The sequence below is a fragment of the Hymenobacter aerophilus DSM 13606 genome, from assembly GCF_000382225.1.
Classification (GTDB): Bacteria; Bacteroidota; Bacteroidia; order Cytophagales; family Hymenobacteraceae; genus Hymenobacter; species Hymenobacter aerophilus.
Window position 1 is genome coordinate 30,853 of sequence record NZ_KB907813.1, and the last position, 23,849, is coordinate 54,701.

The 23,849-nt window shown below is 63.2% G+C and carries 20 protein-coding genes and 1 tRNA gene; 5 read left to right on the plus strand and 16 right to left on the minus strand.

Going from position 1 to position 23,849, the window contains the following annotated elements:
• Positions 1-27: 27 nt before the first annotated feature.
• The 7 genes from H145_RS0111600 to H145_RS0111635 all read right to left on the minus strand — a co-directional run bounded on the left by H145_RS0111600 (position 28) and on the right by H145_RS0111635 (position 8,246).
• Positions 28-375 carry a DUF3140 domain-containing protein gene (locus tag H145_RS0111600; protein ID WP_019948319.1) on the minus strand — a complete coding sequence of 116 codons (348 nt, stop codon included), beginning with the start codon at positions 373-375 and terminating at the stop codon, positions 28-30.
• A 119-nt stretch (positions 376-494) separates the two neighbouring features.
• Complete coding sequence (gene asnA, locus H145_RS0111605) at positions 495-1,517, minus strand: aspartate--ammonia ligase (RefSeq protein WP_019948320.1); 1,023 nt, start codon at positions 1,515-1,517, stop codon at positions 495-497.
• 417 nt (positions 1,518-1,934) lie between these two features.
• Positions 1,935-2,663, minus strand: coding sequence for a PD-(D/E)XK nuclease-like domain-containing protein (locus H145_RS22810; protein ID WP_019948322.1), 729 nt, complete (start codon positions 2,661-2,663; stop codon positions 1,935-1,937).
• Positions 2,664-2,869: 206 nt separating this feature from the next.
• Positions 2,870-3,853 (minus strand): NADP-dependent phosphogluconate dehydrogenase, encoded by a 984-nt coding sequence (locus H145_RS0111620; protein WP_019948323.1) that lies wholly within the window; start codon positions 3,851-3,853, stop codon positions 2,870-2,872.
• A gap of 86 nt (positions 3,854-3,939) precedes the next feature.
• Positions 3,940-4,554: a cyclase family protein gene (locus H145_RS0111625; protein ID WP_019948324.1), complete on the minus strand. Its 615-nt coding sequence runs from the start codon at positions 4,552-4,554 to the stop codon at positions 3,940-3,942.
• Between the two features lie 4 nt (positions 4,555-4,558).
• A complete protein-coding gene (locus tag H145_RS0111630; protein WP_019948325.1) occupies positions 4,559-7,261 on the minus strand; it encodes an MGH1-like glycoside hydrolase domain-containing protein in 2,703 nt (900 codons plus the stop codon).
• Between the two features lie 166 nt (positions 7,262-7,427).
• Positions 7,428-8,246: an SDR family oxidoreductase gene (locus H145_RS0111635; protein WP_019948326.1), complete on the minus strand. Its 819-nt coding sequence runs from the start codon at positions 8,244-8,246 to the stop codon at positions 7,428-7,430.
• 213 nt (positions 8,247-8,459) lie between these two features.
• On the opposite strand from H145_RS0111635, the gene H145_RS0111640 reads away from it, so the two are divergent.
• The gene (locus tag H145_RS0111640) at positions 8,460-8,888 is read left to right on the plus strand and encodes an EamA family transporter (protein WP_026351454.1); all 429 of its coding nucleotides are present in this window, start codon (positions 8,460-8,462) and stop codon (positions 8,886-8,888) included.
• Between the two features lie 130 nt (positions 8,889-9,018).
• Here H145_RS0111640 and H145_RS0111645 read toward each other — a convergent pair whose 3' ends face one another.
• The 8 genes from H145_RS0111645 to H145_RS0111680 form a co-directional block, all read right to left on the minus strand.
• Positions 9,019-9,969, minus strand: coding sequence for an NAD(P)-dependent alcohol dehydrogenase (locus tag H145_RS0111645; protein WP_019948328.1), 951 nt, complete (start codon positions 9,967-9,969; stop codon positions 9,019-9,021).
• Between the two features lie 261 nt (positions 9,970-10,230).
• Positions 10,231-10,953: a carbonic anhydrase gene (locus H145_RS0111650; RefSeq protein WP_019948329.1), complete on the minus strand. Its 723-nt coding sequence runs from the start codon at positions 10,951-10,953 to the stop codon at positions 10,231-10,233.
• Positions 10,954-11,038: 85 nt separating this feature from the next.
• Positions 11,039-12,640 carry a SulP family inorganic anion transporter gene (locus H145_RS0111655; RefSeq protein WP_019948330.1) on the minus strand — a complete coding sequence of 534 codons (1,602 nt, stop codon included), beginning with the start codon at positions 12,638-12,640 and terminating at the stop codon, positions 11,039-11,041.
• Between the two features lie 270 nt (positions 12,641-12,910).
• On the minus strand, positions 12,911-14,314 hold the full coding sequence (locus H145_RS0111660; protein WP_019948331.1) for a sensor histidine kinase: 1,404 nt from the start codon (positions 14,312-14,314) through the stop codon (positions 12,911-12,913).
• A 169-nt stretch (positions 14,315-14,483) separates the two neighbouring features.
• Positions 14,484-15,161, minus strand: a complete 678-nt coding sequence (locus tag H145_RS0111665; protein ID WP_019948332.1) for a response regulator — start codon at positions 15,159-15,161, stop codon at positions 14,484-14,486.
• 78 nt (positions 15,162-15,239) lie between these two features.
• Positions 15,240-15,315: transfer RNA gene (locus tag H145_RS0111670), tRNA-Lys, on the minus strand.
• Between the two features lie 177 nt (positions 15,316-15,492).
• On the minus strand, positions 15,493-17,229 hold the full coding sequence (locus H145_RS0111675; protein ID WP_019948333.1) for a M3 family oligoendopeptidase: 1,737 nt from the start codon (positions 17,227-17,229) through the stop codon (positions 15,493-15,495).
• Between the two features lie 208 nt (positions 17,230-17,437).
• Positions 17,438-18,547, minus strand: coding sequence for a ferredoxin--NADP reductase (locus H145_RS0111680; RefSeq protein WP_019948334.1), 1,110 nt, complete (start codon positions 18,545-18,547; stop codon positions 17,438-17,440).
• Between the two features lie 217 nt (positions 18,548-18,764).
• Here H145_RS0111680 and H145_RS0111685 point away from each other — a divergent pair, with 217 nt between their 5' ends.
• On the plus strand, positions 18,765-19,454 hold the full coding sequence (locus tag H145_RS0111685) for a peptidoglycan DD-metalloendopeptidase family protein (RefSeq protein WP_019948335.1): 690 nt from the start codon (positions 18,765-18,767) through the stop codon (positions 19,452-19,454).
• Between the two features lie 181 nt (positions 19,455-19,635).
• Here H145_RS0111685 and H145_RS0111690 read toward each other — a convergent pair whose 3' ends face one another.
• The gene (locus tag H145_RS0111690) at positions 19,636-20,784 is read right to left on the minus strand and encodes an ABC transporter permease (RefSeq protein ID WP_240471699.1); all 1,149 of its coding nucleotides are present in this window, start codon (positions 20,782-20,784) and stop codon (positions 19,636-19,638) included.
• Positions 20,785-20,893: 109 nt separating this feature from the next.
• Here H145_RS0111690 and H145_RS0111695 point away from each other — a divergent pair, with 109 nt between their 5' ends.
• From H145_RS0111695 to H145_RS0111705, 3 genes are all read left to right on the plus strand, one after another.
• Positions 20,894-22,153: an exo-beta-N-acetylmuramidase NamZ family protein gene (locus H145_RS0111695; protein ID WP_019948338.1), complete on the plus strand. Its 1,260-nt coding sequence runs from the start codon at positions 20,894-20,896 to the stop codon at positions 22,151-22,153.
• 126 nt (positions 22,154-22,279) lie between these two features.
• A complete protein-coding gene (gene fmt, locus H145_RS0111700) occupies positions 22,280-23,227 on the plus strand; it encodes a methionyl-tRNA formyltransferase (RefSeq protein WP_019948339.1) in 948 nt (315 codons plus the stop codon).
• A gap of 125 nt (positions 23,228-23,352) precedes the next feature.
• The gene (locus H145_RS0111705) at positions 23,353-23,838 is read left to right on the plus strand and encodes a dihydrofolate reductase (RefSeq protein ID WP_019948340.1); all 486 of its coding nucleotides are present in this window, start codon (positions 23,353-23,355) and stop codon (positions 23,836-23,838) included.
• Positions 23,839-23,849: the final 11 nt, after the last annotated feature.

A 23,849-nucleotide genomic window follows, 5' to 3' on the forward strand; every position in this document is an offset into this window, starting at 1 on the left:
CTGGCTGGCCAGCAGGCTTCCGGGCAGCTACTTTTTCAGCGGATCGTGGCCCCAGTTCATGAGCGAGTAGCGCCAGGGCGAGGTTTCGGTTTCAGACTTATCGTCGGGGCCGCCCTGGGCCAGGTGGCGGCTGATGTAGCTGTGCACCTTGTGCATGTGGGCGCGGTCATCGTCGGTGAGGTCGGCCTTTTTCTTGTGCAGGATTTTCACGATCCGCTCGCCCGAGTGGTGGCCAATGCTGCTGCCGTCGCCGCTGTCCTGGCCCACCGATTTCGACTCATCAGTTTTGAGCCATTTTTCCAGTTCAGCAGCCGTCATGTTCACATCGTTCTTGAATTCGGTGTAGATGTCGTCGTCGTGGTTCTGAGTTGCCATAATGAAGAGAAGCTAGATGGAAGAAGTCAGATGAAAAAGGAAAAGCCGGCCCAGGGGGCCGGCTTTTCTCAACGTACTTCCACGGGCTGCTGTTACGGCCCGCGCTACCACGGCCGCATCTACAGCAGCGCCACGCCCATATCGGCCATTTCCCGGCGCACCTGCTCGGGCCAGATGCTTACCTGCACCTCCCCGATGTGCCCCTTGCGCAGCAGAAACATGCACAGCCGGCTTTGCCCGATGCCGCCGCCAATGCTTTGGGGCAGTTCGCCGCGCAGCAGCCGGGCATGGAAATCCAGTGCCTGCCGCTGCTCGCAGCCGCGCACCGCCAGCTGCCGCCGCATCGCCTGCTCATCTACCCGAATGCCCATCGACGATAGTTCGAGGGCCGTTTGCAGCCCCGGATGCCACACCAGCAGGTCGCCGTTGAGGCCCTGGTAGCCGGGCGCGGTTTCGGTGCTCCAGTCGTCGTAGTCGGGGGCGCGGCCATCGTGGGCCTCGCCGTGGCTGAGCGCGCCGCCAATGCCCAGCAGAAACACCGCGCCGTATTGGCGGGCAGCCTCGTGCTCGCGCTGTTTGGGCGTGAGGTCGGGGTACTGGCGCAGCAAATCTTCGGCGTGCAGGAAAGTGAGGTGGCTGGGCAGCACTGGCAGAATGGCGGGATATTGCGCGCACACTTCGGCCTCAGTGGCCAGCAACGCCTCATAAATCTGGTCGACGGTGGCGCGCAGGAATGCGGGAGTGCGCTGCCCGGCCTCGATGTGCTGCTCCCAGTCCCACTGATCGACGTAGATGGAGTGAATGGGCGAGTAATCCTCGTCGGGGCGCAGGGCGCGCATGTCAGTCAGCAGGCCGCGGCCGGCCGGAATGCCCAGCTCGCGCAGCCGCAGCCGCTTCCACTTGGCCAGCGAGTGCACCACCACGGCCCGGCGCTCGGCCAGCGCCTTGATGGGGAAAGCCACCGCCCGCTCAACCCCGTTCAAATCGTCGTTGATGCCCGTGCCGTCGAGCACGGCAATGGGCGCAGACACGCAGCTCAGGCGCAGGCGCCGGGCCAGCTCGCGGGCAAATACGGTTTTCACCAGGCAAATGGCTTCCTCAGTTTCGAGCAGGTCGGCAGGGGCAATTTCTACGGTGTTCATGGCGCGTTTTTTTTTATGGATGAGAAACAAATTTTGCTTTGCAAAGGGCACACAAATCCCCCCGCTCCGATTGGAGCATTTTTTTTATTTTTTGAGCTGGTAAATAAATTGCGACCTCACCCTTGAAGTGGCCCTGAGTGGGCTAGCCAAGTGGCAAAGGCACAAAAAAAGCCTTCCGGAGAGGAAGGCTTGGAAAAAATCAAGTATTGATTTTATGTTTTTCCAGGGGTACAATAGCCTTCCAGTACCGAATAAAATTATTATTCGAGTTATTATTCTGGCGGTTATTGCGGAACTGGCGCATCACAGGAACTCCGTTGTTTTTCAGGAGCTCACAAGTATAGTCAGCTTCCAGAATATTTGCAACAATTTATTCATTTATTTTTATTTGACCTTGAAATAGTGCCGTCAGAGGCGTTATTCGTCGAGGCCGCCGCTCAGGGCGTGGCGCACTTCGCGCACGGCCGGCAGCACCGACAGCGGCACGGGGGCCTCGGGGTGCAGCAGGTGCAGCAGGCGCAGGTACTTGGCGCGGCCTTCCGAGCGCATCAGCGGCGGCACGGCGTACACGAACACCTTGAAGGGCTCCACTTTCTGCACGCCCACCAGCAAAAACCGGTCAGCCTGCAGCGCATCGGCATAAAACGCGGCCTGCCGGTCGTAATCGTAGTAGGTGCACTGCTCCACAAAGTGGTTGTGGTCGCGGGCCATCGTGGTTTTAAAATCGACTACGGTGTAGGGGTGGCCGGGATGGTCAACTACGAGGTCGGCGCGCAGCTTGCAGAGGGTGCCGGTGGTGGGCTCGGTGAAAATGCAGCTGGGTTCGGGCGTACCCACATCGAGCAGAGCCTTCACCTCGGGGTTGAGCTGCACGCCCTCCACCATCCACCAGATGAGCGTGTCGTTGATGCCGGGCTGGCCGGGCTCGTAAAGGTCGGGTTCGAGCAGGGCCGTGTGGAAGGCCGTGCCCAGGCCCAGCGCCCCGCTGCCCACGCTGGTGTGGGGCCGCGGCGGCCGGCCGTTCAGCGCATCGCGCAGCCGCGAAAGGTCGGAGTTGGCAATGGCCGGCAGGGCCCGGTAATCGTCGTAGGGAATACGCAGCAGATCGGGCCGGCCCGCAGCAGGAGTAGCAGTAGTGTCAGTCACGGAAAGAGAACAGCGAAATCGGGCGGATAGTTGGCTTTTGGATGGGGCAATGGGATGAAAAGGCGATGGAGAAGAGAAAGGCTGTCATTCTGAGCAGCGCGAAGAATCTCGCGGGCAGTGGTAGCCCTGTCGTTAGGAATTACTTTGGCACGCGAGATTCTTCGCGCTGCTCAGAATGACAATTTTCCTCTCACCTCCTCACCCCATCACCCCTTCTTCCCCTCCCCTTTCACCATTTTCGGCATTTCGTATTCGCCCACGCGGCCGAAGCGCCGTTCGTGCTTGAGGCCCTCGTCTTCGCCGTAGGGGTGGCCGCCGAAGCCGTGGCGCATCATGGCAATGGCCTTGGCCCAGGTGGGGTCCTGGTCACGGGAGGTGAAGAGCTGCATGATGGACTGGGAAATGACTGGAATGGGCACTTCCATGCGCAGGGCGTCGGCTACCAGCCAGTTCACCTCGCCGGTATCCTCAATGTAGCTGGGCACGTCGAAGCTCTGGCCCTCTTGGTCGTACATCTGTTTCATGAGCTGCACGAGCCACGAACGAATCACCGAGCCGTTGTTCCAGAGGCCCAGAATGGCGCTGATATCGAGCTTGTCGCGGAAGTGGGTGAGCATGCCCATGCCCTCGCCGATGGCCTGCAGCATCCCAAACTCGATGCCGTTGTGCACCAGCTTCACGTAGTGGCCCGTGCCGGCCGGACCGGTGTGCAGAAAGCCCTCGGGCACGGCGGTTTCCACAAAGAAATCTTTGAGCTGACTTACAGCCGCGTCTTCGCCGCCCACCATGTAGCAGGCACCGTTGCGGGCGCCGGTGGGGCCGCCGCTGGTGCCGCAGTCGATGAAGTAGATGCCTTTGCGCTTGAGCCGGTCGGCGCGGCGGATGGAGTCGCCCCAGTAGGAGTTGCCGCCATCCACGATAATGTCGCCCTCTTCGAAATGGGGCTCCAGCTGGTCAATCAGGCCATCGACGGCCGCGCCGGCCGGAATGTAGAGGAACACTTTGCGCGGGCGCTCCAGCTGCTGGGCCAGCTCGGCCACGGTGGTTACCACGCGCAGGTTGTTGGTTTCGAGGTCGGGCCGGGGCCGGATGTCCATGCCCACTACGGGGTAGCCCTTTTCGGCCGCCTGCTGGGCCAGGCCCGCGCCCATTTTACCGAGGCCGATTACGCCCATTTGCGTCTTTTTCATGTGTCAGGATTGAAGAGAATGAGAGGATAGATGACTGGTAATTGGGGTAAGAATATGCGTTTTCGGAAAGGGCACTACCGCTGCCTTTATAGCTTACGGGCCAGCACACGGGCCGGAGCGCCGTCGGTGCCTTTAATCTTCAGGGGCAGGCACAGCAGCTCGTACTCGCCGGGTTCGGCGTGCTGCAACGCCAGGCCTTCAATCACGCTGATGCCCGAGCCCAGCAGCGTATGGTGCGTGTCGGCATCGCCCACCGAGAGGTAATCGACGCCCACGCACACCACGCCCTGCTGCTGCAGCCAAACGGCGGCATCGGCCCCCACGCGCACGAAATCGGGGTTGAAGGGTTCCGTCGACCACTCGCGGTCGGAGTTGCGGGTTCGGAACAGCACGCGGCTGCCGGGCTTCAGCTCCAGATGCTCGATATCGGCTTGGGAGATAAATTTCTCGGAATCGACGGCCACTACCAACGCCGGGCCCATCAGCTTGCTTAAATCGAGGTGGGCGGCGTCGGTGCCGTCGGCCAGAAAGTGCAGCGGCGCATCGACGTGGGTGCCGGTGTGCACGCTCATGCTGATTTCCGACACGTTGGCTGCCGCCCCGTCGGCCATGCTCAGGGTGCGCTTGATGTGCACGGGCGCGTTGTCGGGCCAGTAGGCCATGCCGTCGGTGATGGTGGTAGTGAAGTCGAGCCAGTCCATATAATCAGGAATTTGAAGGTTGGGAAGCGCCTTTTTCGGGCACTTTCTTGTAGATGCCCGGCACTTCCTCGGCGCGGGGCTGGATGAGCTTGGCCACGAGGCCGGTCCAGCCGGTTTGGTGGGTGGCGCCCAGGCCCATGCCGGTGTCGCCGTTGAAATACTCGTGAAACAGCAGGTGGTCGCGGAAGTACGGATCGGTCTGCATCTGCTGGTTCGAGCCGAAGCAGGCTCGCTGGCCGTTCTCATCGCGCAAAAACAGCTTCACCAGCCGCTCAGATAAAGCCTGCGAGATTTCGAGGATGGTGCAGTACTTGCCCGAGCCGGTGGGGTATTCGACCTTGAACTCGGGGCCGTAGTAGTAGTAAAACCGCTGCAACGACTCGACAATCATGAAGTTGGTGGGCATCCAGACGGGGCCGCGCCAGTTGCTGTTGCCCCCGAACAACGAGGTGGTCGATTCGGCCGGCTCGTAGTTGACTTCGGCATTCGCGCCGCCTTCGTGCTCGAATACAAACGGGTGCAGCAGATGGTAGCGCGACAGGCTGCGGATGCCGTGCTCGGAGAGGAACTCGGCCTCGTCGAGCATGCGGCGCAGCAGCAGCTTCATGCGGTGGCCGCGCAGCAGGCTCAGCAGGTGGCGCTGGCCGCGGCCCGGCTCCTGCCAGCGGCTCACGAGGGCCGCCAGCTCGGGCCGGTGGGCCAGAAACCAGTTCAGCCGGCTCACAAACCGGGGCACGTCCTGCAGGGTGTCGAGGTCGAGCACTTCCACGGCAAACAGCGGAATCAGGCCCACCATGGAGCGCACCCGCAGCGGAAAGCGGCCGTGCTCGGGCGTATTGAGCACGTCGTAGTAGAAGCCGTCCTCGTCGTCCCACATGTCAATCTGCTGGTCGCCCACGTTGGTCATGGCGTAGGCGATGTAGAGGAAGTGCTCGAAGAACTTGCTCGCCAAATCCTGGTACACGGGGTTAGTGCGCGACAGCTCCAGGGCAATGCGCATCATGTTGAGCGCGAACATGGCCATCCAGGCCGTGCCGTCGGCCTGCTCGATGTAGCCGCCGGTGGGCAGCGGCGCCGAGCGGTCGAACACGCCGATGTTGTCGAGGCCCAGAAAGCCGCCCTCGAACACGTTGCGGTTGTTGCGGTCTTTGCGGTTCACCCACCACGTAAAGTTCAGCAGCAGCCGGTGGAAAATGCTTTCCAGGAAGGCCGTGTCGCCGTGGCCACCGCGCTGCTTCTGGTCGATTTTGTAGATGCGCCAGGTGGCGTAGGCGTGCACCGGCGGGTTCACGTCGCCAAACTTCCACTCGTAGGCCGGCAGCTGGCCGTTGGGCGCCATATACCAGTCGCGGCACAGCAGCCGGAGCTGGTTTTTGGCGAAGTCAGCATCGACCATGGCCAGCGGCAGGCAGTGAAACGCCAAATCCCAGGCCGCATACCACGGATACTCCCACTTGTCGGGCATCGAGATGATGTCGGCGTTGTTGAGATGCCCCCAATTACAGTTGCGGCCGTGCAGGCGGCTGGCAGGCGGAGGGGGCAGGGCCGGGTCGCCATGCAGCCACTGGTTTACGTCGTAGTAATAGAATTGCTTGCTCCAGAGCATGCCGGCCAGCGCCTGGCGCTGCACGTTGCGGGCGTCGGCGCTTTCCACGCCCTGCTGCAGGTCGTGGTAGTAGGCGTCGGCCTCCTGCTGGCGCTGCTCCAGAATCTGCGCAAAATCGGCGAAGGGCTGCTCCAGACCGCAGGCCGCGAGCCGCAGCCGCACGGTGCGGCTGCCCTGCGCGGGTACCTGCAGCTGGTAGTGCACGGCGGCCTTGGTGCCGCGCCGGGCCGGATTCACGGCCTTCGTTTTCCCATGCACCAGGTAGTCCTCAATGCCGTCTTTGCAGTAGGCCGTGGGGTTTTTCGAGTGGAACAGCCGCCGGGCGTTGGTTTCGTTGTCGCAGAACAGCAGCTCGGCCGGCTGGTCGTCGGGCTGCTCGTAGTAGAGCTCCAGCGGCGGCAGGCTGGCGTGGTCGATGGCAATGGAGCCCAACTCGGGGGCCCGCAGCTCGGGCTTGTACTGCTCGTAGCCCCAGGCCCAGGTGTTGCGCAGCCACAGCTGGGGCAGCACGTGCAGCGGGGCGGGCTGGTCGCCGCGGTTGTGCACCGTAATCTGCAGCAGCAGGTCGTCGGGGCCGGCTTTGGCGTACTCCAGGAAGATGTCGAAGTAGCGGTTGTCCCGGAAAATGAGCGTATCAATCAGGTCGAACTCCGGCTTGTCGCGGCCGCGGCGGGCGTTTTCGGTCACCAGCCAATCGTACGGAAACGCGTGCTGCGGATACTTATACAGCATCCGCATGTAGGAGTGCGTGGGCGTATTGTCGAGGTAGTAATACAGCTCCTTCACGTCCTCGCCGTGGTTGCCCTCGGGGCCCGCCAGGCCAAACAGCCGCTCCTTCAGAATGGCATCCTGCCCGTTCCAAAAGGCGGGGGCCAGACACAGAAACTGCTTATCGTCGCTGATGCCGCCGATGGCCTCCTCGCCCCAGCGGTAGGCGTACGAGCGGGCCATGTCGTGGGTGGTATAGGTCCAGGGCTGGCCGTCGGCCGAGTAGTCTTCGCGCACGGTGCCCCACTGCCGGTCCGATACGTACGGTCCGAAGCGGTGCCAGTCGGCCTTGCCGTCGCGCAACTCCTGCTGCCGTTGCTGCTCTTGGTTCATATTTTAGTGCTTGGGAATTTGTGCTTAGTGCTTAGTTTGTGCGTTTGCGTTGGCGGCCAGAAGGTTTGCAGGGGCATCGGGTATAACATAGCGTCACAGTTTTGCATTTGCTTCTCGCAAAACCAGCTACCTATGCACCAAGCGCTATCAACTAAGCACTAAAACCTCACCCGTTATCGGCGAAACCGGGGTAGAGCGTCATGCCGCCGTCGGCGAAGATGCTGGTGCCGGTTACGTAGTCGGCCTCGTCGGAAGCCAGCCAGACGGCCACCTTGCCAATGTCGGCCGGCTCGCCGATGCGGCCGTAGGGGATGAGCGTGAGCAGCGACTTCTCCTCCTCGGGCGTGTCGCGGGCGCTGAGGTTGATGGGCGTGGCAATGGCGCCGGGCGCGATGCTGTTGATGCGGATTTTGTGCGGCGCCAGCTCCTGGGCCATGCTTTTCATCAGCAGCATAATGCCGCCCTTACTGGTGGCGTAGTTTACGTGGCCGGCCCACGGAATCACCTCGTGCACCGAGCTCATGCAGATAATCTTGCCCAGCGCGCTCGAAACCTCCGGCTGCGGACCGCGGCGCAGAAACTCGCGGGCCGCCTCGCGGGCGCACAGAAACTGGCCCGTCAGGTTCACGTCAATCACCTTCTGCCACTGCGCCAGCGTCATGTCCACAAACCTGGCATCCACCTGAATGCCGGAGTTGTTGACCAGGATGTGCAGCGTGCCGAACTTCTCACGGATGAAATCGAACATGCGCAGCACGTCCTCTTCCTTGCTCACATCGGCCTGAAACGGCACGGCCTGGCCGCCGGCAGCGGTAATTTCCTGCACCACGGCCGCCGCTTCGTCGGCGCTGTGGGCGTAGTTAACCACGACAGTGGCGCCCTCGGCGGCCATGCACCGGGCCACGCCCGCCCCAATGCCGGAGCTGCCGCCCGTAATCAGGGCAATCTGGTTTTGAAGTCGGTTGGCGGAAGCGGTAGCGGGCATAGGTGAAAAGCAAGAAAAGATGGAAAGGGAATAAGGCCGGAGCTAAAGGCTAGACTCCCTTTAAATGGCTTAGGTTACATGAACCGCAGATGAAGCCCTGGCTAACAGAAGTTTACCGGCTAAATAAATTCCCGGCGCGTCTTTTTTTGGCCCGGCGCCTCCCTCCTGCCCCCGGCGCCCGTACAGGAATTGCACCGTTTCAGCCCCGCCTTTATGTGGATAGTTTTTTCGTTGATGGCCGCGCTGTCGGCCGCCATTGTCGTCACCCTTTCCAAGGTCGGCGTCAAGAATATCGAGTCGAGCGTGGCCTTCGCCATTCAGTCGGTGCTGATTGTGGGCGTGGCCTGGGGCGTGGTAGCCTGGCAGGGCCATCTGGGGCAGGTGCAGGAAATCGACCGGCGCACCTGGCTGTTTCTGATTGCCGCCGGCGTGATTACGTGCCTCTCGTCGCTGTTCTCGTTTCAGGCCCTCAAGCTGGGCCTGGCCTCCCGCACCTCGTCGTTCGATAAAATCTCGCTCGTCTTCTCCATCCTGCTGGCCGTGTTTTTCCTCAAGGAGAAAGTCACCTGGCAGCTCGTGGCCGGCGCCGTGCTCATGGCCGGCGGGGCCGTGCTCATCGCCTTCTCAGCAGGCAAAGAGTGACGTGGTGATTTGGTGAAGGAGGTGCTGTCATCCTGAGCCTGCAAAGGACCTATCCAGAAGCTATTATCAAGCATTACCTTCTGGATAGGTCCTTCGCAGGCTCAGGATGACAGGGCGTCAACCCAGTTCCTCAGTCCTCCACCGTCAGCACTATTTTTCCGTTCGATTCGCCTTGCTCGTTGTAGCGGTGGGCGGCGGCGGTTTCGCTTAGCGGGAAGGTTTTATCGACGATGACGCGCAGGGTGCCGGCTTGCAGCCAGGCCGATAGTACGGCCAAGTCGGGGCCGCTGGGGTTGGCCAGAAACACGTGGGCCGATTTGGTGGACAGCAGCGCCGCCAGCTTGTCGGTTACCACGGTTACGGGCTGCGGGTCGGTGCTTACGTAGCGGCCGTTGCGCCGCAATGCCGCCTGGCTGGCCGCGAAGCTCGATTTGCCGGCCGCGTCGAAAATCAGGTCGTAGCGGCTCAAATCCTTCGTGAAATCGTGGGCTTTATAGTCGAGGGCGCGGTCGGCGCCGAGGCTGCGCACCAGCTCCAGGTTGTCGGCGCTGGCCGTGCCCGTTACCTCGCCCGCACCCAGCGCCCTGGCCAGCTGCACGGCCATCGAGCCCACGCCCCCCGAAGCCCCGTTAATCAGTACCCGGTCGCCGGAGAGCAGCCGGCCCTGGTCGCGCAGGGCCTGCAGGGCCGTGAGGGCGGCCAGCGGCACGGCGCCGGCTTCTTCAAAACTTAGCTTTTCGGGGATGAACGCGGCCGACGGTTCGGCCAGCAGGGCGTACTCGGCGTTGGCGCCGCCGGTGCTGCCGTCGGCCATGCCGTACACCCGGTCGCCCACCGCAAAGCGCACTACCTGGCTACCCACGGCGGCCACCTCGCCGGCCACGTCGCGCCCCGGAATCATCGGAAAGTCGAAGCCGGTCAGCAGCTTGATGTCGCCGCGGCGCACTTTCCAGTCGATGGGGTTGATGCTGCTGGCCCGCACGCGTACCAGAATCTGGTTGGCCTTGGGCGTGGGAGTGGGTTGCTCGCCGTAGTGCAGCACGTCGGCGGGGCCGTATTGATTGAAATAAATGGCGTTCATTTTTCTGCTGTCTATTGGAAAGGATGGAGAATTGCGGGGAGAACGGGCGGAACAGGCTCGGTACCGCTGCCCTGCCGCCTCGCCGTCGCTCCACCGTGCTTACGGCTGCGGCCCCGCCGGGCGTTGCCAAAACATTCGGGCCGGCCAGGCAATTGGGCACAAAAAAACCGCCGCATCCAACGGATACAACGGTTTTGCTCATCGAAAGTGCATTCCCCTCAGACTGCACCCGATGCTGGCCGCCAGGTCAGGCGCGGCCGTTTAGTGCGCTTTCTGCAGCGTAGCCGGGGCGGCCGAAGTTGCCGGAGCGGGGGCACCGGCCGGCCCGGGCGACGGGCTGGCGGCGGGTGGCGCCGGCTCGGCGGCCATGGTGGCGTAGATGTGGTCGAGGTCTGAGAGGCCGTCGTTTTCCACCTGCAAATCCATCAGCAGGCCTTCCCTGATGTCGTAGACGAGGCCGTGCAGCTTGGGCGGGTTGGGCCGGCGCAGGGCGTTCTGGATGATGCTGGTTTTGGTGAGGTTGCGCACCTGCTCAATCACGTTCAGCTCCACGAGGCGGCGCAGGCGCGCCTGCTCGTCGTTGATACGCAGCAGCTCGGTTTCGTGCACCCGGATAACGTCGCGGATGCCGGTCAGCCAGCCATCGAGCAGACCGTACTGCTTGCTGCTGGCCGCCGCCGCCACGCCGCCGCAACCGTAGTGCCCGCACACGATAATCACCTTCACTTCGAGCACCTCCACGGCGTATTGCAGCACCGAAAGCAGGTTGAAATCGGTGGGCACCACCAGGTTGGCAATGTTGCGGTGCACGAACATTTCGCCCGCCCCGGTGCCGGTGATACCGGAGGCCGGCACCCGCGAATCGGAGCAGCCGATGAACAGGTATTTGGGTTGCTGGCCCTGGGCCAGGCGCTCGAAAAAGTCGGGGTCGGCGGCCCGCTGCTCGGCTACCCAGCGGCGGTTATTTTCCAGAATGCGTTTCAAAAGGGAGTTGCTGAAATAGTGAGATGGGAAGTGCTGTTCGGAGGGGCAGGAAGGCGACCAGGCAAGGCGGGCAACGAGCAGCGCGCTAGCTTACCAGCTCTGCCGCGCGCCATTTCACCTCCAGGCTGATGCCGCGCTCGGGCGCCGACTGGCGAAAGTTTTCGATGGCTTCGAGCACGTCGTAATCGACAAACAGCGAGTCGGAGCCGTCGATGACCACCCGGGCGTTGTGCGGCACCTCCTCCAGCGCTTTGATAATGCTGGCCTTGTTGAGAAACGACACCTGCTCGGCCAGCCGCAGAATAATGGGGCCGCCGCCGAGGCGCGTGGGCCCGCTGCGGAAATACGCCGCATCGTAGTTGGCCTTGAGAATGTAGAACACGCCCACTACCAGGCCCAGCACCACGCCCTTGAGCAAATCGGTGAACAGAATGGCCACGATGGTGATGATGAAAGGCAGAAACTGCTGCCAGCCCAGCTGCCACTGGCTCCGGTACAGCGCGGGGTTGGTGAGCTTGTAGCCAATCACGAGCAGGATGGCCGCCAGCGCCGACAGCGGAATCCGGTTGAGCAGCGGCCCGAGAAACAGCAGACTCACGAGCAGCAGCAGGCCGTGCGTGAAGGCTGCCATCCGGGTCTGGCCGCCGGCGTTGATGTTGGCCGAGCTGCGCACGATAACGGCCGTCAGGGGCAGGCCCCCGAGCAGGCCACTAACCATGTTGCCCGCGCCCTGGGCCAGCATTTCGCGGTTGGTGGGCGTAGTGCGCTTATGCGGGTCGAGCTTATCGACGGCCTCCACGCTGAGCAGGGTTTCGAGCGAGGCTACAATGGCCAGGGTGAAGGCCACGGTGTAGGTTTCGGGCCGGCGGAAAGCCGTCCAGTCGGGCGTGGTAATCAGGCCGGCCGCATCCTGCCACGAGTTGATGGCAGGCAGGCTGACCAGGTGTTCGGGGCCGATACTCAGGGCCGGGGCCAGCGCCCGGAACGTTTCGTTGAGGGCAATAGCGGCCAGCACCACTATCAGCGCGCCCGGCACCAGCCGGGCCACGTTCAGGCGCTTGCTCAGCACTTTATCCCAGAGCAGCAGCAGGCCCAGGCACCCCACCCCCACCAGGGCCGGACCGGGCTGCAGGTTTTCGAGGGCGTTGCCGAGGGCGCTGAATGTATTGCGGCCATCGGCCTGCCAGAAACTCAGGTCTTCGAAATAATCGGCGTCGATGCCCAGAAAATGCGGAATCTGCTTGAGAATCAGAATCAGGCCAATGGCCGCCAGCATGCCGCGGATAACGGAGGTTGGGAAGTACAGCCCGATAATGCCCGCCCGCGCCACGCCCAGCCCGATTTGCAGCGCGCCGGCCAGCACGGTAGCCGCCAGCACGGCCTCGAACGAGCCCAGCGTGGCAATGGCGGCCACGATAATGGCCGTCAGGCCGGCGGCCGGGCCGCTCACGCTCAGGGCCGAGCCGCTCAGCCAGGCCACCACCACGCCGCCCACAATGCCGGTAATCACGCCCGAAAGCAGCGGCGCGCCGGAGGCCAGCGAAATGCCCAGGCACAGCGGCAGCGCCACCAGAAATACCACCAGTCCGGCCGGTAAATCCTGCCCGAGCGAGCCAAAGGCAGAAGGAAACCGGTTTGGGCTGACCGGAGCAGCCGGCCGCTCCGAAACCGAAGAATTTTTCAACATAACAGCAGCGGTAAGCCAGAAATAGTCAGGCCCGCCAGCCACTCTTGCAGGAGCGCCTGGCAGGTTGATACAAGCTTACGACTGCGCCGTTAACCTCTGGTTAAAAGCATGTTAAAGCGCAATTAAAGCAGCCTAATCCGCTAAAAGGCAGCTCTTTAAATTAAGCGCAAGGGGCTGTTTTTTTTGCTGCTTGGGCCTGCCCCACGCCTGCTTGCCCGGCGCCCGGCCGCACCCACTGCTTTCCGGCGGCCACCCGGAATGCCCTGGCCGCTAACCGGCCGCCGGGAAGTCGAGCAGCACCCGCGTACCCTGCTCCAGGATGCTGGCTACGGCAATGCGGCCGCCGTGCAGCTCCATAATCTTGGCCGTGAGCGGCAGCCCGATGCCGTGGCCGGGCACGGTGCGCACAGCTTCGGCCCGGAAAAAAGGCACGAACACCTGCCGCCGGTCGGCCTCACTCATGCCCGGCCCCTGATCGACTACTTCCAGCTGCACCCGGCCGCCGCCGCTGGTAAGCGTGGCCACAATGGGCGCGGCCGGCTTGGCCGCCGTGAACTTGCAGGCGTTTTCGAGAATGTTGAGGAAGGCCACCAGCACCAGCGCCTCGTTGCCGAGCACGCCAAACGGGGCAGGGCCGGCCGTACCGGGCGCTTCGCGGAAGTCGAGGTCGATGCGGCGGGTGGGGTGGCGGCGGTGCAGCTCCTCGTGGGCCAGCAGCAGCAGCTCGTCGAGGCGCAGGCGGGTGCGCGGCACCTGGCTGGGGTCGTCGGAGGCGCGGGCAATCTGCAGCAGCCCATTGGTGAGGTCTTTGAGCAGCCGGGCGGCATCGAGGGTACCGCGCAGCACCTGGCGGTACTCTTCGGGGGTGCGCTGCTGCTGGAGCAGCGCCACTTCGAGCTGCCCGATGATGGCCGTCAGGGGCGTGCGCAGCTCGTGCGAGGCGTCGCGCACAAAGGTGCGCTGGCCCACAAAAGCCGTTTCGAGCCGGTCGAGCAGGCTGTTGAAGCGCTGGGCCAGCAACGATACTTCGTCGCGGCCCTGGCCGGGGCTCAGGCGCTGGTGCAGGTCGGAGGCCGTAATGCTGTCGACCTCGCGGATGATGCGCTTGATGGGCTGCAGCGCCTGGCCGGCGAATATCAGCCCGCCAATGCCCACCACCACAAACGAGCCCAGCAGCCCGAACCCGAGCACCGTCAGCAGGTTATCGAGCTTCTCGCGGCTGTCGTCGTCAACGGAGGAGGCCACCACCACGAAGTCGCCCCGGCCGGGCTCCTGGTACAGCAGGCCAACCGTTTGGCGGTAGCGGCCCTCGAAGCGCACTTCGCGGCCCGTCCGGCGCACCTGCTGCCGCAGCGCCAGGGGCACAATCCGCTCCGACGGCCCTTCCCGAAACACCACCCGGCCCCGGGCGTCGAATACGTACACCTCCTCGGCGGGCAGCGTGCGGTAGAACTGCCGCAGGTAGCGCCGGTACGAGGCCCGGCTGCGCTCGTCGCCGCGGCGGGTGCCATCGAGGTACACGTGCGCCACCACCCGCGCCCGCGCAAACAGGCTCTCGGTAAAGGCCTCGCGCCGCGACTGGTAGGTGAAAAAGTAGATCATCGCCGCAAACAGCAGCAGCGTAACCACCAGAATGGCCGCAAACTGCACCGTAAGCCGCGCGCGAATCGTCATTGGTTAGGGATTAGGGATTAGGGATTAGGGATTAGGGATTAGGGAGGAACGTCATTCAGAGCGCAGCGAAGAATCTTGCTCGTAATCATTGTACAAACGTCACTACACCATCAGCACGCGAGATTCTTCGCTGCGCTCTGAATGACGCTCTCCACTAACCACTACAACCCTACTCCTCCTTCATCACATAGCCCATGCCGATGAGGGTGTGGATGAGTTTGGGGCTGAAATCCTTGTCGAGCTTTTTACGCAGGAAGTTGATGTACACGTCGATAACGTTGGAGCCGGTATCGAAGCTCGTGTTCCAGACCTGTTCGAGTATATCCACCCGCGACACCACGCGGCTCTGGTTGCGCAGCAGGTATTCGAGCAGGGCAAACTCGCGGGCCGTGAGCTGAACGGGCTGGCCGGCGCGGTGCACCATTTTGCTGGCCGGGTCGAGGGTGAGGTCGGCCAGCCGGAGCACGCCGCCGGCCGGGGGCACGTCGTGGCGGCGGCGCGTGAGGGCCCGGATGCGGGCCAGCAGCTCCTGAAACGCGAAGGGTTTCACCAGATAATCGTCGGCGCCGGCGTCGAGGCCCCGGATTTTGTCGTCGGTTTCGCCCAGGGCCGTGAGCATCAGAATGGGCACGCTGGTGTTCTGGGTGCGCACCTGCCGGCACATTTCCAGGCCGCTCAGGCCCGGCAGCAGCGTATCGAGGATGAGCAGGTCGTAGTCGCCCTGCCGGGCCAGGCGCAGGCCCAGCAGGCCGTCGGCGGCCAAATCCACCTGGTGGTGTTGCTCACTCAGGCCCTGGTGCAGAAACGCGGCAACCTTGGGCTCGTCTTCAACCAGCAGAATTTTCATGCCCGCAAGATACGCGGCCGGCAACGCGCGGGCCCACACAAACAAAAACCCCTCACTACGCGGCGTAGTGAGGGGTTTTGGTGATCCCGCTGGGATTCGAACCCAGGACCCATACATTAAAAGTGTATTGCTCTACCAGCTGAGCTACAGAATCAGACCGCTACCGCCGGGCCAAAGCCTTTTCGGAAGGGAGTGCAAAAGTAGGCGGCTTATTGCTACGATGCAAACAAGCCGCCTGCTTTTCTGGCCGCCGCTGACGCTTTACCGCTCAACAACCTGAATTTCAACCGAATTATTTATCGCCGGAAATCTAATCTTTGCCGGCCAGCCGCTACAACCTGGCCATTTCGTCCTGCACGAAGTCGGCCAGGGTGCGCAGGTATTCGGTGCTGAAATCGAAACGGATGCCGGCCGCCGCGTAAATGTCGCCGATGGGCGCGGTGTAGCCCAGGGCCAGGGCGCGCTGGTAGCCCTGCAGGGCCGCCTGCGGGTTCTGGCGGTAGTTGCGCCACACGGCAATGGCGCCGAGCTGGGCCATAGCGTACTCGATGTAGTAAAACGGCACTTCGTAGAGGTGCAGCTGCTTCTGCCACAGGTAGGGCTTGATGTGCTCCAGGCCCTGCCAGCTCACGGTGCGCTGGTTAAACTCGTCGAACAGCTCGACCCAGCGGGCGTGGCGCTGCTGCTCGCTGTGGGTGGGGTGCTCGTACACCCAGTGCTGAAACTTGTCGATGGTGGCCACCCAGGGGAAGGTTTCGAGCACGCTTTCGAGGTGCGTGCGCTTGGCTCGCCGCAGCTCGTCGGGGTCGGAGAAAAACACGTCCCAGTGGTCGAGGCTTAGTAGCTCCATGCTCATCGAGGCCAGTTCGGCTACTTCGGAAGGCGGGTGCTTGTCGGCGCCCAGCGGCAGGCGGCGCGTGAGGAAGCTGTGCACCGCGTGGCCGCCCTCGTGCAGCATGGTTACCACGTCGCGCAGGCTGCTGGTGGCATTCATGAAGATGAAGGGCACGCCCGTTTCGTCGAGCGGGTAGTTGTAGCCGCCGGGGGCCTTGCCCTTGCGGCTTTCCAGGTCGAGGTTGCCCATCTGGCCCATCGTGCGCAGGCACTGGCCCAGAAACGGGTCGAGCCGGTCGAAGACAACCGTGGTTTTTTCCAGCAGTTCCGCCCCCGTTTCAAACGGCCGCAGCGGCGCCTGGCCCGACACGTCCACGTCGAGGTCCCAGGGGCGCAGCTCGGGCAGGTTCAGGTCCTGGCGGCGTTCCAGGTCGAGGTTGTCGATGAGTGGCACCACGGTTTCGCGGATGGCGCGGTGGAAGTTGAGCGTGTCCTGAGGCGTGTAGTCGAAGCGACCCAGGGCGGCAAACATATAGTCGCGGAAGTTGGCAAAACCTGCGTTCAGCGCCACCTGGTGGCGCAGACCGATGAGGCGCGTGAACAGCTCGTCGAGCGGCTTGGCGTCCTGCAGGCGGCGCTCCTGCACGGCGCGCCAGGCCGTTTCGCGCACCTGCCGGTCGGGGCTTTTGAGGCGGTCGGCGGCGCGGGGCAGCGTCAATTCCTCGCCGTCGAGCGTGACGGTCATGGCCCCGGCCAGGGCGGCGTACTGCTGCTGCTGGGTGCTGATTTCGGTTTTGAGAGCAATGTTTTCGGGCCGGTAGATTTCCAGCGCCTGCCGCACCGAGCGGATGAACACCCGGTAGCGGGCTTCATCCAGCTCCGACAGAAACTCCGAGGCCAGCATCTTCTCGTTCAGGGCGTGGTCGTAGGGCGCCACGTGGGGCTCAATCTCGTTCACAAAAAACTGAAATGCCTCGGTGCGCGCCGCATCCTGGGTGTCGCAGGTCATGCGGATGTAGCGCCAGGCCAGGTCTTCGCTCAGCGCCGCTTCCAGCTCCGAGCGGTTCAGCAGCCAGCGCTCCAGCTCGGCGGCCGACGTTATTTCCCGGTCGCGCAACTCCGTGAAGTAGGGCTCGATGGCCGCCCAGTCGGTAACCGCGAAGGTTTCGGGCAGGTACTGGCGGGGCGGGCGCTGGGTGTCGGTGGCGAGGTCGGCGGCGGGCGATGAAAGCATTGTTTTGGAAGCTAAAAGTTTGATGCCAGGAGCTATACGATAGAAGCCAGGAGTTAGAAGCCAGGAGCTAGCATGGAACGTCATTCAGAGCGAAGCGAAGAATCTCGCGTGACGTAGTTCAACGGCCGTTTCAACGACTTCTTGCGAGATTCTTCGCTTCGCTCTGAATGACGTTCCATGCTAGCTCCTGGCTTCTAACTTTTCAACCCTACCCAATCTCAATCACCACGTCGCTCGTGAGCGGGTGGCCGACGCAGGTAAGCACGTAGCCCTGGTTCATTTCGGAATCGGAGAGGCCCTCGCGCTCGTCGAGGTGGACTTTGCCCGACAGGCACTTGCCGCGGCAGGCGGTGCACAGGCCCGCCTGGCAGCTGTAGGGCAGGTCAATGTCGAGGTCGAGGGCGGCTTCGAGGATGGTCTGCTCGGGGCTCACCTCAAACTGGTACTCCGAGCCTTCGTACTGGATGGTAACGGTGCGGGTGCCATTCTGGTCGTCATCGGCAGCCGTCGAAACGTCGCCGTGGCCGTTGGGCTGGGCCGCGGCGGCCTCGGCCGTGTCGGCGGCGGCCACGAAACTCTCGCGGCGCACGCGGCTGGCGGGCACGCCCAGCAGTTCCAGGGCAGCCTGCACTTCCTGCATCATGCCATCGGGGCCGCAGAGGAAATACTCGGCCTGAGCGGCCGGAAACTGGTGGCGCTGCTCCAGAATGCGCAGCAGCGTGGTGCGGTTGAGGCGGCCGGTGTGCTTGTGCTCGGCCGAGGGCCGCAGCGGCTGGCTGAACACGTGCTCGACCTGGAAACGGCCGGCGTACTGCTGCTCCAGCGCCCGGAGCTGGTCGGCAAAAATTACGGCGTCCTCGTTGCGGTTGCCATACACGAGCAGCACGTGGCTCTTGGGCTCTTCGCGCAGAATAGCCTTGAGCATGCTCATGAGCGGGGTGATGCCCGAGCCGGCGCCCACCAGCACAATCGAGCGGGCGGCCTGGGGCTGGGGCGCCAGCACGAAGTTGCCCAGCGGCGCCATCACCTCCAGTTGCTGGCCCACCTGCACCGTATCGAGCAGATAGTTACTCACCAAGCCGCCCGAAACGCGCTTCACCGTAACGGCCAGGCGCGGGGCCTCGCCGGGGGTGCTGCTGAGCGAGTAGGCCCGGCGCTCCTTTTTGCCGCCCGGTCCGCAGGGCAGAATCAGGGTCAGGAACTGGCCGGGCTGGCAGGCCACGGGCTGGCGGTCGGCCCGCTCGAAGTGGATGGTAACGGCGTCGGGGGTTTCCTGGGTCAGCTCAACAACATTCAGCGTCAGGTAGGGGCTACTCATAAGGGCAAGCGGGTAGATTGGGTGGGTTTGAACACAAAGTTCGTTATTTCGATTTTTGTTTCTCGTACGGAATATGGGGCGGCGCTGATTGGTACGTTGTCATGCCAAGCGAAGCCGAAGCATCGCTACCGCCAAAGTAATCCTGCCGTTTGGTTAGCATTGCAGCAGAGATGCTTCGGCTTCGCTCCGCATGCCAACGTTCTTTTAACCCCACTCAATGCTTTCCGACCTCCTGCTTCGCCACCAAACCGATTTCGGGCCCGTGCTGCCCGTCGACCTCAGCTCGCCCGAGGTGGCCCGCCTCGATTTCACGGCCGCCAACCCGCTGCTTACGGCCGCCAATCTGCACGACACGGCCGCCTTCGACCAGCTGGTGGCCCGGCTGCTGGCCGACAAAAACGCGCTGATTGGCGTGGGCGGCTACCTCGAAGACCGCGTCATCTACCGCCGCAGCCCCGGCCTGTTCGACGCCGACCCCGCGGCCCCCGCCCGCTCGCTGCACCTGGGCGTGGATGTGTGGCTGCGAGCCGGCACGCCGGTGCTGGCCCCGCTGCCGGCCATCGTGCACAGCCTCGCCGACAACGAAGGCCACGGCAACTACGGCCCCACCGTCATTCTGCAGCACGAGCTGGAAGGCACCGTTTTCTACACGCTCTACGGCCACCTCACGCGCCGCGAAACGGCCCTGCTGCGCCCCGGCCTGGTGGTAGATAAGGGCGACACCTTCGCCGAAGTAGGCCCCGCCCCCGAAAACGGCGACTGGCCGCCGCACCTGCACTTCCAGCTCATCGCCGACCTGCAGGGCCGCGTGGGCGACTTCCCCGGCGTGGGCCTAGTGTCGGAGCGCGAAACCTGGGCCGCCCTGTGCCCCGACCCAAACTTAATCTTACAGAGTAAGTGGTTGTAGCGGACCAGACCACGGATTAGCTCGGATTTAAATGGATTTCACGGATTTCGTGGACGATTGAAAAGGGCCGCCCTGCGTAGGGCGGCCCTTTTCTATTCAACGGGAAGCAACTGTAACTTGATAGTTGACCGCGCCGACTACAAAATCCGTGAAATCCGTTTAAATCCGGGCTAATCCGTGGTCAGTCGAACTTGATGGCCGCTACGGGCTTGATGCGGGCAATCAGGTAGGTTGGAATGAGCACGGCCAGCAGCGAGGTGAGGAAGGTGGCCACGTTCAGCAGCAGGATGATGGTCCAGTCCCAGTGGATGGGCACGCGGTCCATGTAGTAGTTCTCGGGGTCGAGCGGAATGAGGTGGAAAAAGTACTGCACCGCGCAGAAGCCCAGCCCGATCAGGTTGCCCCAGAAAATGCCGCGCACCGTCAGGCTCAGACCGCGGAAAAAGAACATACTCCGGATCTGGTTGTCGGTGGCCCCGATGGCCTTGAGCACGCCAATCATGTTGGTGCGCTCCAGAATCATGATGAAAATGGTGGCCACCATGTTGAAGGTCGCCACGAAGATAATGAGCACCAGGAAGATAACCACGTTGCGGTTAAGCAGCTTCAGCCACTCGAACAGCTGCACGTACTGCTCGGTAATCTTGTCGAGCTTGAGGTCGTAGCGCAGGCTTTCGTAGAGGTTGTCGGCTACCGGGTCGAGGCGGTTGAAGTTTTTGAGCGTGACTTCGAGGCCGCCCACCAGCGTATCGGACCAGGCGTTCAGGTCGCGGATCTGGCGGATGTCGCCAATCACGAAGGCCTCGTCGAATTCGTCGAGGCCGGTCTGGTAGATGCCGCTGACCACGAACTGGCGCACCCGCGGCGGGTTCTGGATAAAGTAGAATAGGGCCTTGTCGCCGACGTTGAGCCGCAGCTTGTCGGCCACTTTGCGCGAGATGAGCACGTCGTTGCTGGCCGAGGAGTCGGGGAAGGCGATGAACTTGCCGGCGGCCAGGTTCTGGCGCATCGAGGAAGGGCTGGTTTTCTCGTCAATGCCCTTAATCACCACGCCCAGCACCTCATCCTTGGTTTTGATGATGGCCGTTTTGCGGGCGAAAGGCTGGATGGTGGCCACCTGCGGGTTGGCCTGCAGCTCGCGCAGCAGCTGGGGCTGGCCGATGGGCTCGGCTTCGAGTGAGTTGTTGGTGTCGTACTTGCTGATTTGCAGGTGCGAGCCGAAGGAGAAGATTTTGTTCTGGATTTCGTTGCGGAAACCCTCCAGAATGGCAAACGACACCACCATCACGGCCAGGCCCATGGCAATGCTGATGATGGCTATCTTTGTCACCGACGAGGTAAACGACCCCGCGTCGGCTCCGTCAATCTTCGTAGATATGTACTTCGAAACGTTCACTGGCGTAAAGCTAGATGAATCCGGCTAGTTTTCCACCCGCCCCATGCCTTCTTTCCTGCCCCAGGCCCTGCTGAGCTTCACGCTGCTGCTCACCGACTGCACCGCCCGCCCGCCCCAGACCGGGGCCGCTTCGGCCCCGGCCAGCCCCCCGCCCCAGTCGCAGGCCGTGGCCGCGCCGCCCCAGGTGGTGCTGGAGCAGCCGGCCGCCGCGCCCCTGCAGGTGGGCGCCGCCCGGTTCGAGGAGTATCTGCCGCTGCTGAAGGGCAAGCGCGTGGGCCTGGTGGTGAACCAGACGGCCCGCGTGGGCCAGGCCTTTCTGGTGGATACGCTGCTGAGCAAGGGCGTGAACGTGAAGGTCATTTTCGGGCCGGAGCACGGCTTTCGGGGCGAGGCGGCCGACGGGGCCACCATCAAAGACGGCAAGGACGCCCGCAGCGGCCTGCCGGCGCTGAGCTTATACGGGGCCACCAAAAAACCAACGCCCGACATGCTGCGCGACATTGATGTGCTGGTGTTCGACATCCAGGACGTGGGCGCGCGCTTCTACACCTTCATCAGCACGATGCACTACGTGATGGAAGCCGCCGCCGAGCAGAACAAGGAGGTCATCATCCTCGACCGGCCCAACCCCAACGGCTGGTACGTAGACGGCCCTGTGCTGGAGCCCAAGTACAAAACCTTCGTGGGCATGCACCCGATTCCGGTGGTGCACGGCCTCACGGTAGGCGAGCTGGCCCAGATGATCAACGGCGAAAAGTGGCTGGCCGGTGGCAAGCAGTGCCGCCTGACGGTGGTGCCGGTGGCGGGCTACACCCACGCCACGCGCTACGCGCTGCCGGTGCGCCCCTCCCCCAACCTGCCCACCGCCCACTCGGTAGACCTCTACCCCAGCCTGTGCCTGTTCGAGGGCACCGACGTGAGCGTAGGCCGCGGCACCGATCGGCCCTTCGAGGTGATTGGGGCGCCCACCCAGCCCACCAGCCGCCCGTTCAGCTTCGTGCCCACGCCCAACCCCGGCTCCACCTCGCCGCCCCAGAACGGCAAGCGCTGCTACGGCCAGGATTTGAAAGGCATCGGCGAAATCGGCTTCACGCTTTCTTATCTGATTGATTATTACAACCAGAGCACGGCCAAAGACAGGTTCTTCACCAGCGGCTTCGAGCGCCTGATAGGTACGGCCGATACCCGCCAGCAAATCATAGCCGGCAAGTCGGAAGCCGAAATCCGGGCCTCGTGGGAGCCGAAGCTGGGCCAGTATAAGGTGCTGCGGAAGAAGTACCTGCTTTACCCGGATTTTGAGTAGTTCTGTCATCATTTCCCGCAGAGGACGCAGTGTTTTCGCAGAAGGCGCAGTGTCGTTCTATTGAACTGCACTGCGCCTTCTGCGAAAACACTGCGTCCTCTGCGGGCTAAAAACTCCCGAACTACCATGCTAAACATCATCTTCATGGGCACGCCCGAATTTGCGGTGCCCACGCTCGAAGCCCTGCTAAGCTGGGAAGGCTGCCAGGTGGTGGCCGTGGTAACGGCGCCCGACAAGCCCGCCGGACGGGGCCGGCAACTGCAGGGCTCGGCCGTGAAGGCGGCGGCCGAAGCGCACGGTCTGCCGGTGCTCCAGCCCACCAACCTCAAAGCACCCGAATTTCAGGCCGAGCTGAAGGGCTACGGGGCCGATTTGCAGGTGGTGGTGGCCTTCCGGATGCTGCCCGAGGCCGTCTGGAACATGCCACCGCGGGGCTCCATCAACGTCCACGCCTCGCTGCTGCCGCAGTACCGGGGCGCGGCGCCCATCAACTGGGCCCTCATCCACGGCGACACTCAGACGGGCGTGACCAGCTTTTTCCTGCGCCACGAAATCGACACCGGCAACCTGATTTACCAGGATGCCGTGGACATTGCGCCGGAGGACGACTTCGGCTCACTCTATGAAAAGCTGAAGGCCGCCGGGGCCCGGCTGGCGCTTCGCTCGGTGCAGGCCATTGCCGCCGGGCAGGCGCCCAGCATTCCGCAGCCCGAACTGCCGGAGCTGCGGCCCGCGCCCAAGCTCACGAAGGAAACCGGGCGCCTCGACCCCACGCAGCACTCGGCCCCGGCGCTGGCCAACCTTGTGCGCGGCCTCTCCCCCATTCCCACGGCCTTCCTTCAGCTGCCCGACGGCCGCACGCTCAAGGTGTTCCGCGCTCAGCCCTTCAGCGACGAGGAAGCCAGCGGCCCCGATATGGGCGGCGCCGGCCAGTGGCACACCGACGGCCGCCACTACCTGCGCCTGCAAACCGCCGACGGCCTGCTCGACCTGCTTGATGTGCAGCTCGAAGGCAAGAAGCGCCTGCCCATCCAGGACTTTTTGCGTGGCTTCGACGTAAAGCTGCTGGGCTGATTCAGTTGCCAGTTACCAATACAGGGTATGTCATGCTGAGCAGCGCGAAGCATCTTGCGGGCAATGGTAATCGTTTTGCCCGCTGAACGGCAACTCACCATTTCACTATCTCACCATCTCACCTCATGACCGCACTCGTTGTAGCCGTGGCCGATAACGGCGTTATCGGGGGCGAAAACCGCCTGCTCTGGCACCTGCCGCTGGATTTAAAGCACTTCAAGCAGCTCACGCTCAATCATCCCATCATCATGGGCCGGCGCACCTACGACAGCATCGGGCGGGCGCTGCCCAAGCGGCGCAACATCGTCGTCACGCGCCAGGCCGACTGGCAGGCAGAAGGCTGCGAAGTGGCGGCCTCGGTGCTGCAGGCCCTGGAAATGGCCCGCACCACCGACGAGGACATCTTCGTCATCGGGGGCGGCGAAATCTACCAGCAGGCCCTGCCCGCCGCCGATACCGTGTACCTGACCGAAGTTCACCACGATTTCGAGGGCGACATCACCTTCCCCGACCTTCTGCCCGGCGAATGGCGCGAGGAAACCCGCGAGCGGCACGAACCCGACGAACAACATGCCTACGCATTCAGCTTCGTCACGCTGCGGCGGCGGTAGAAAGTGATTTG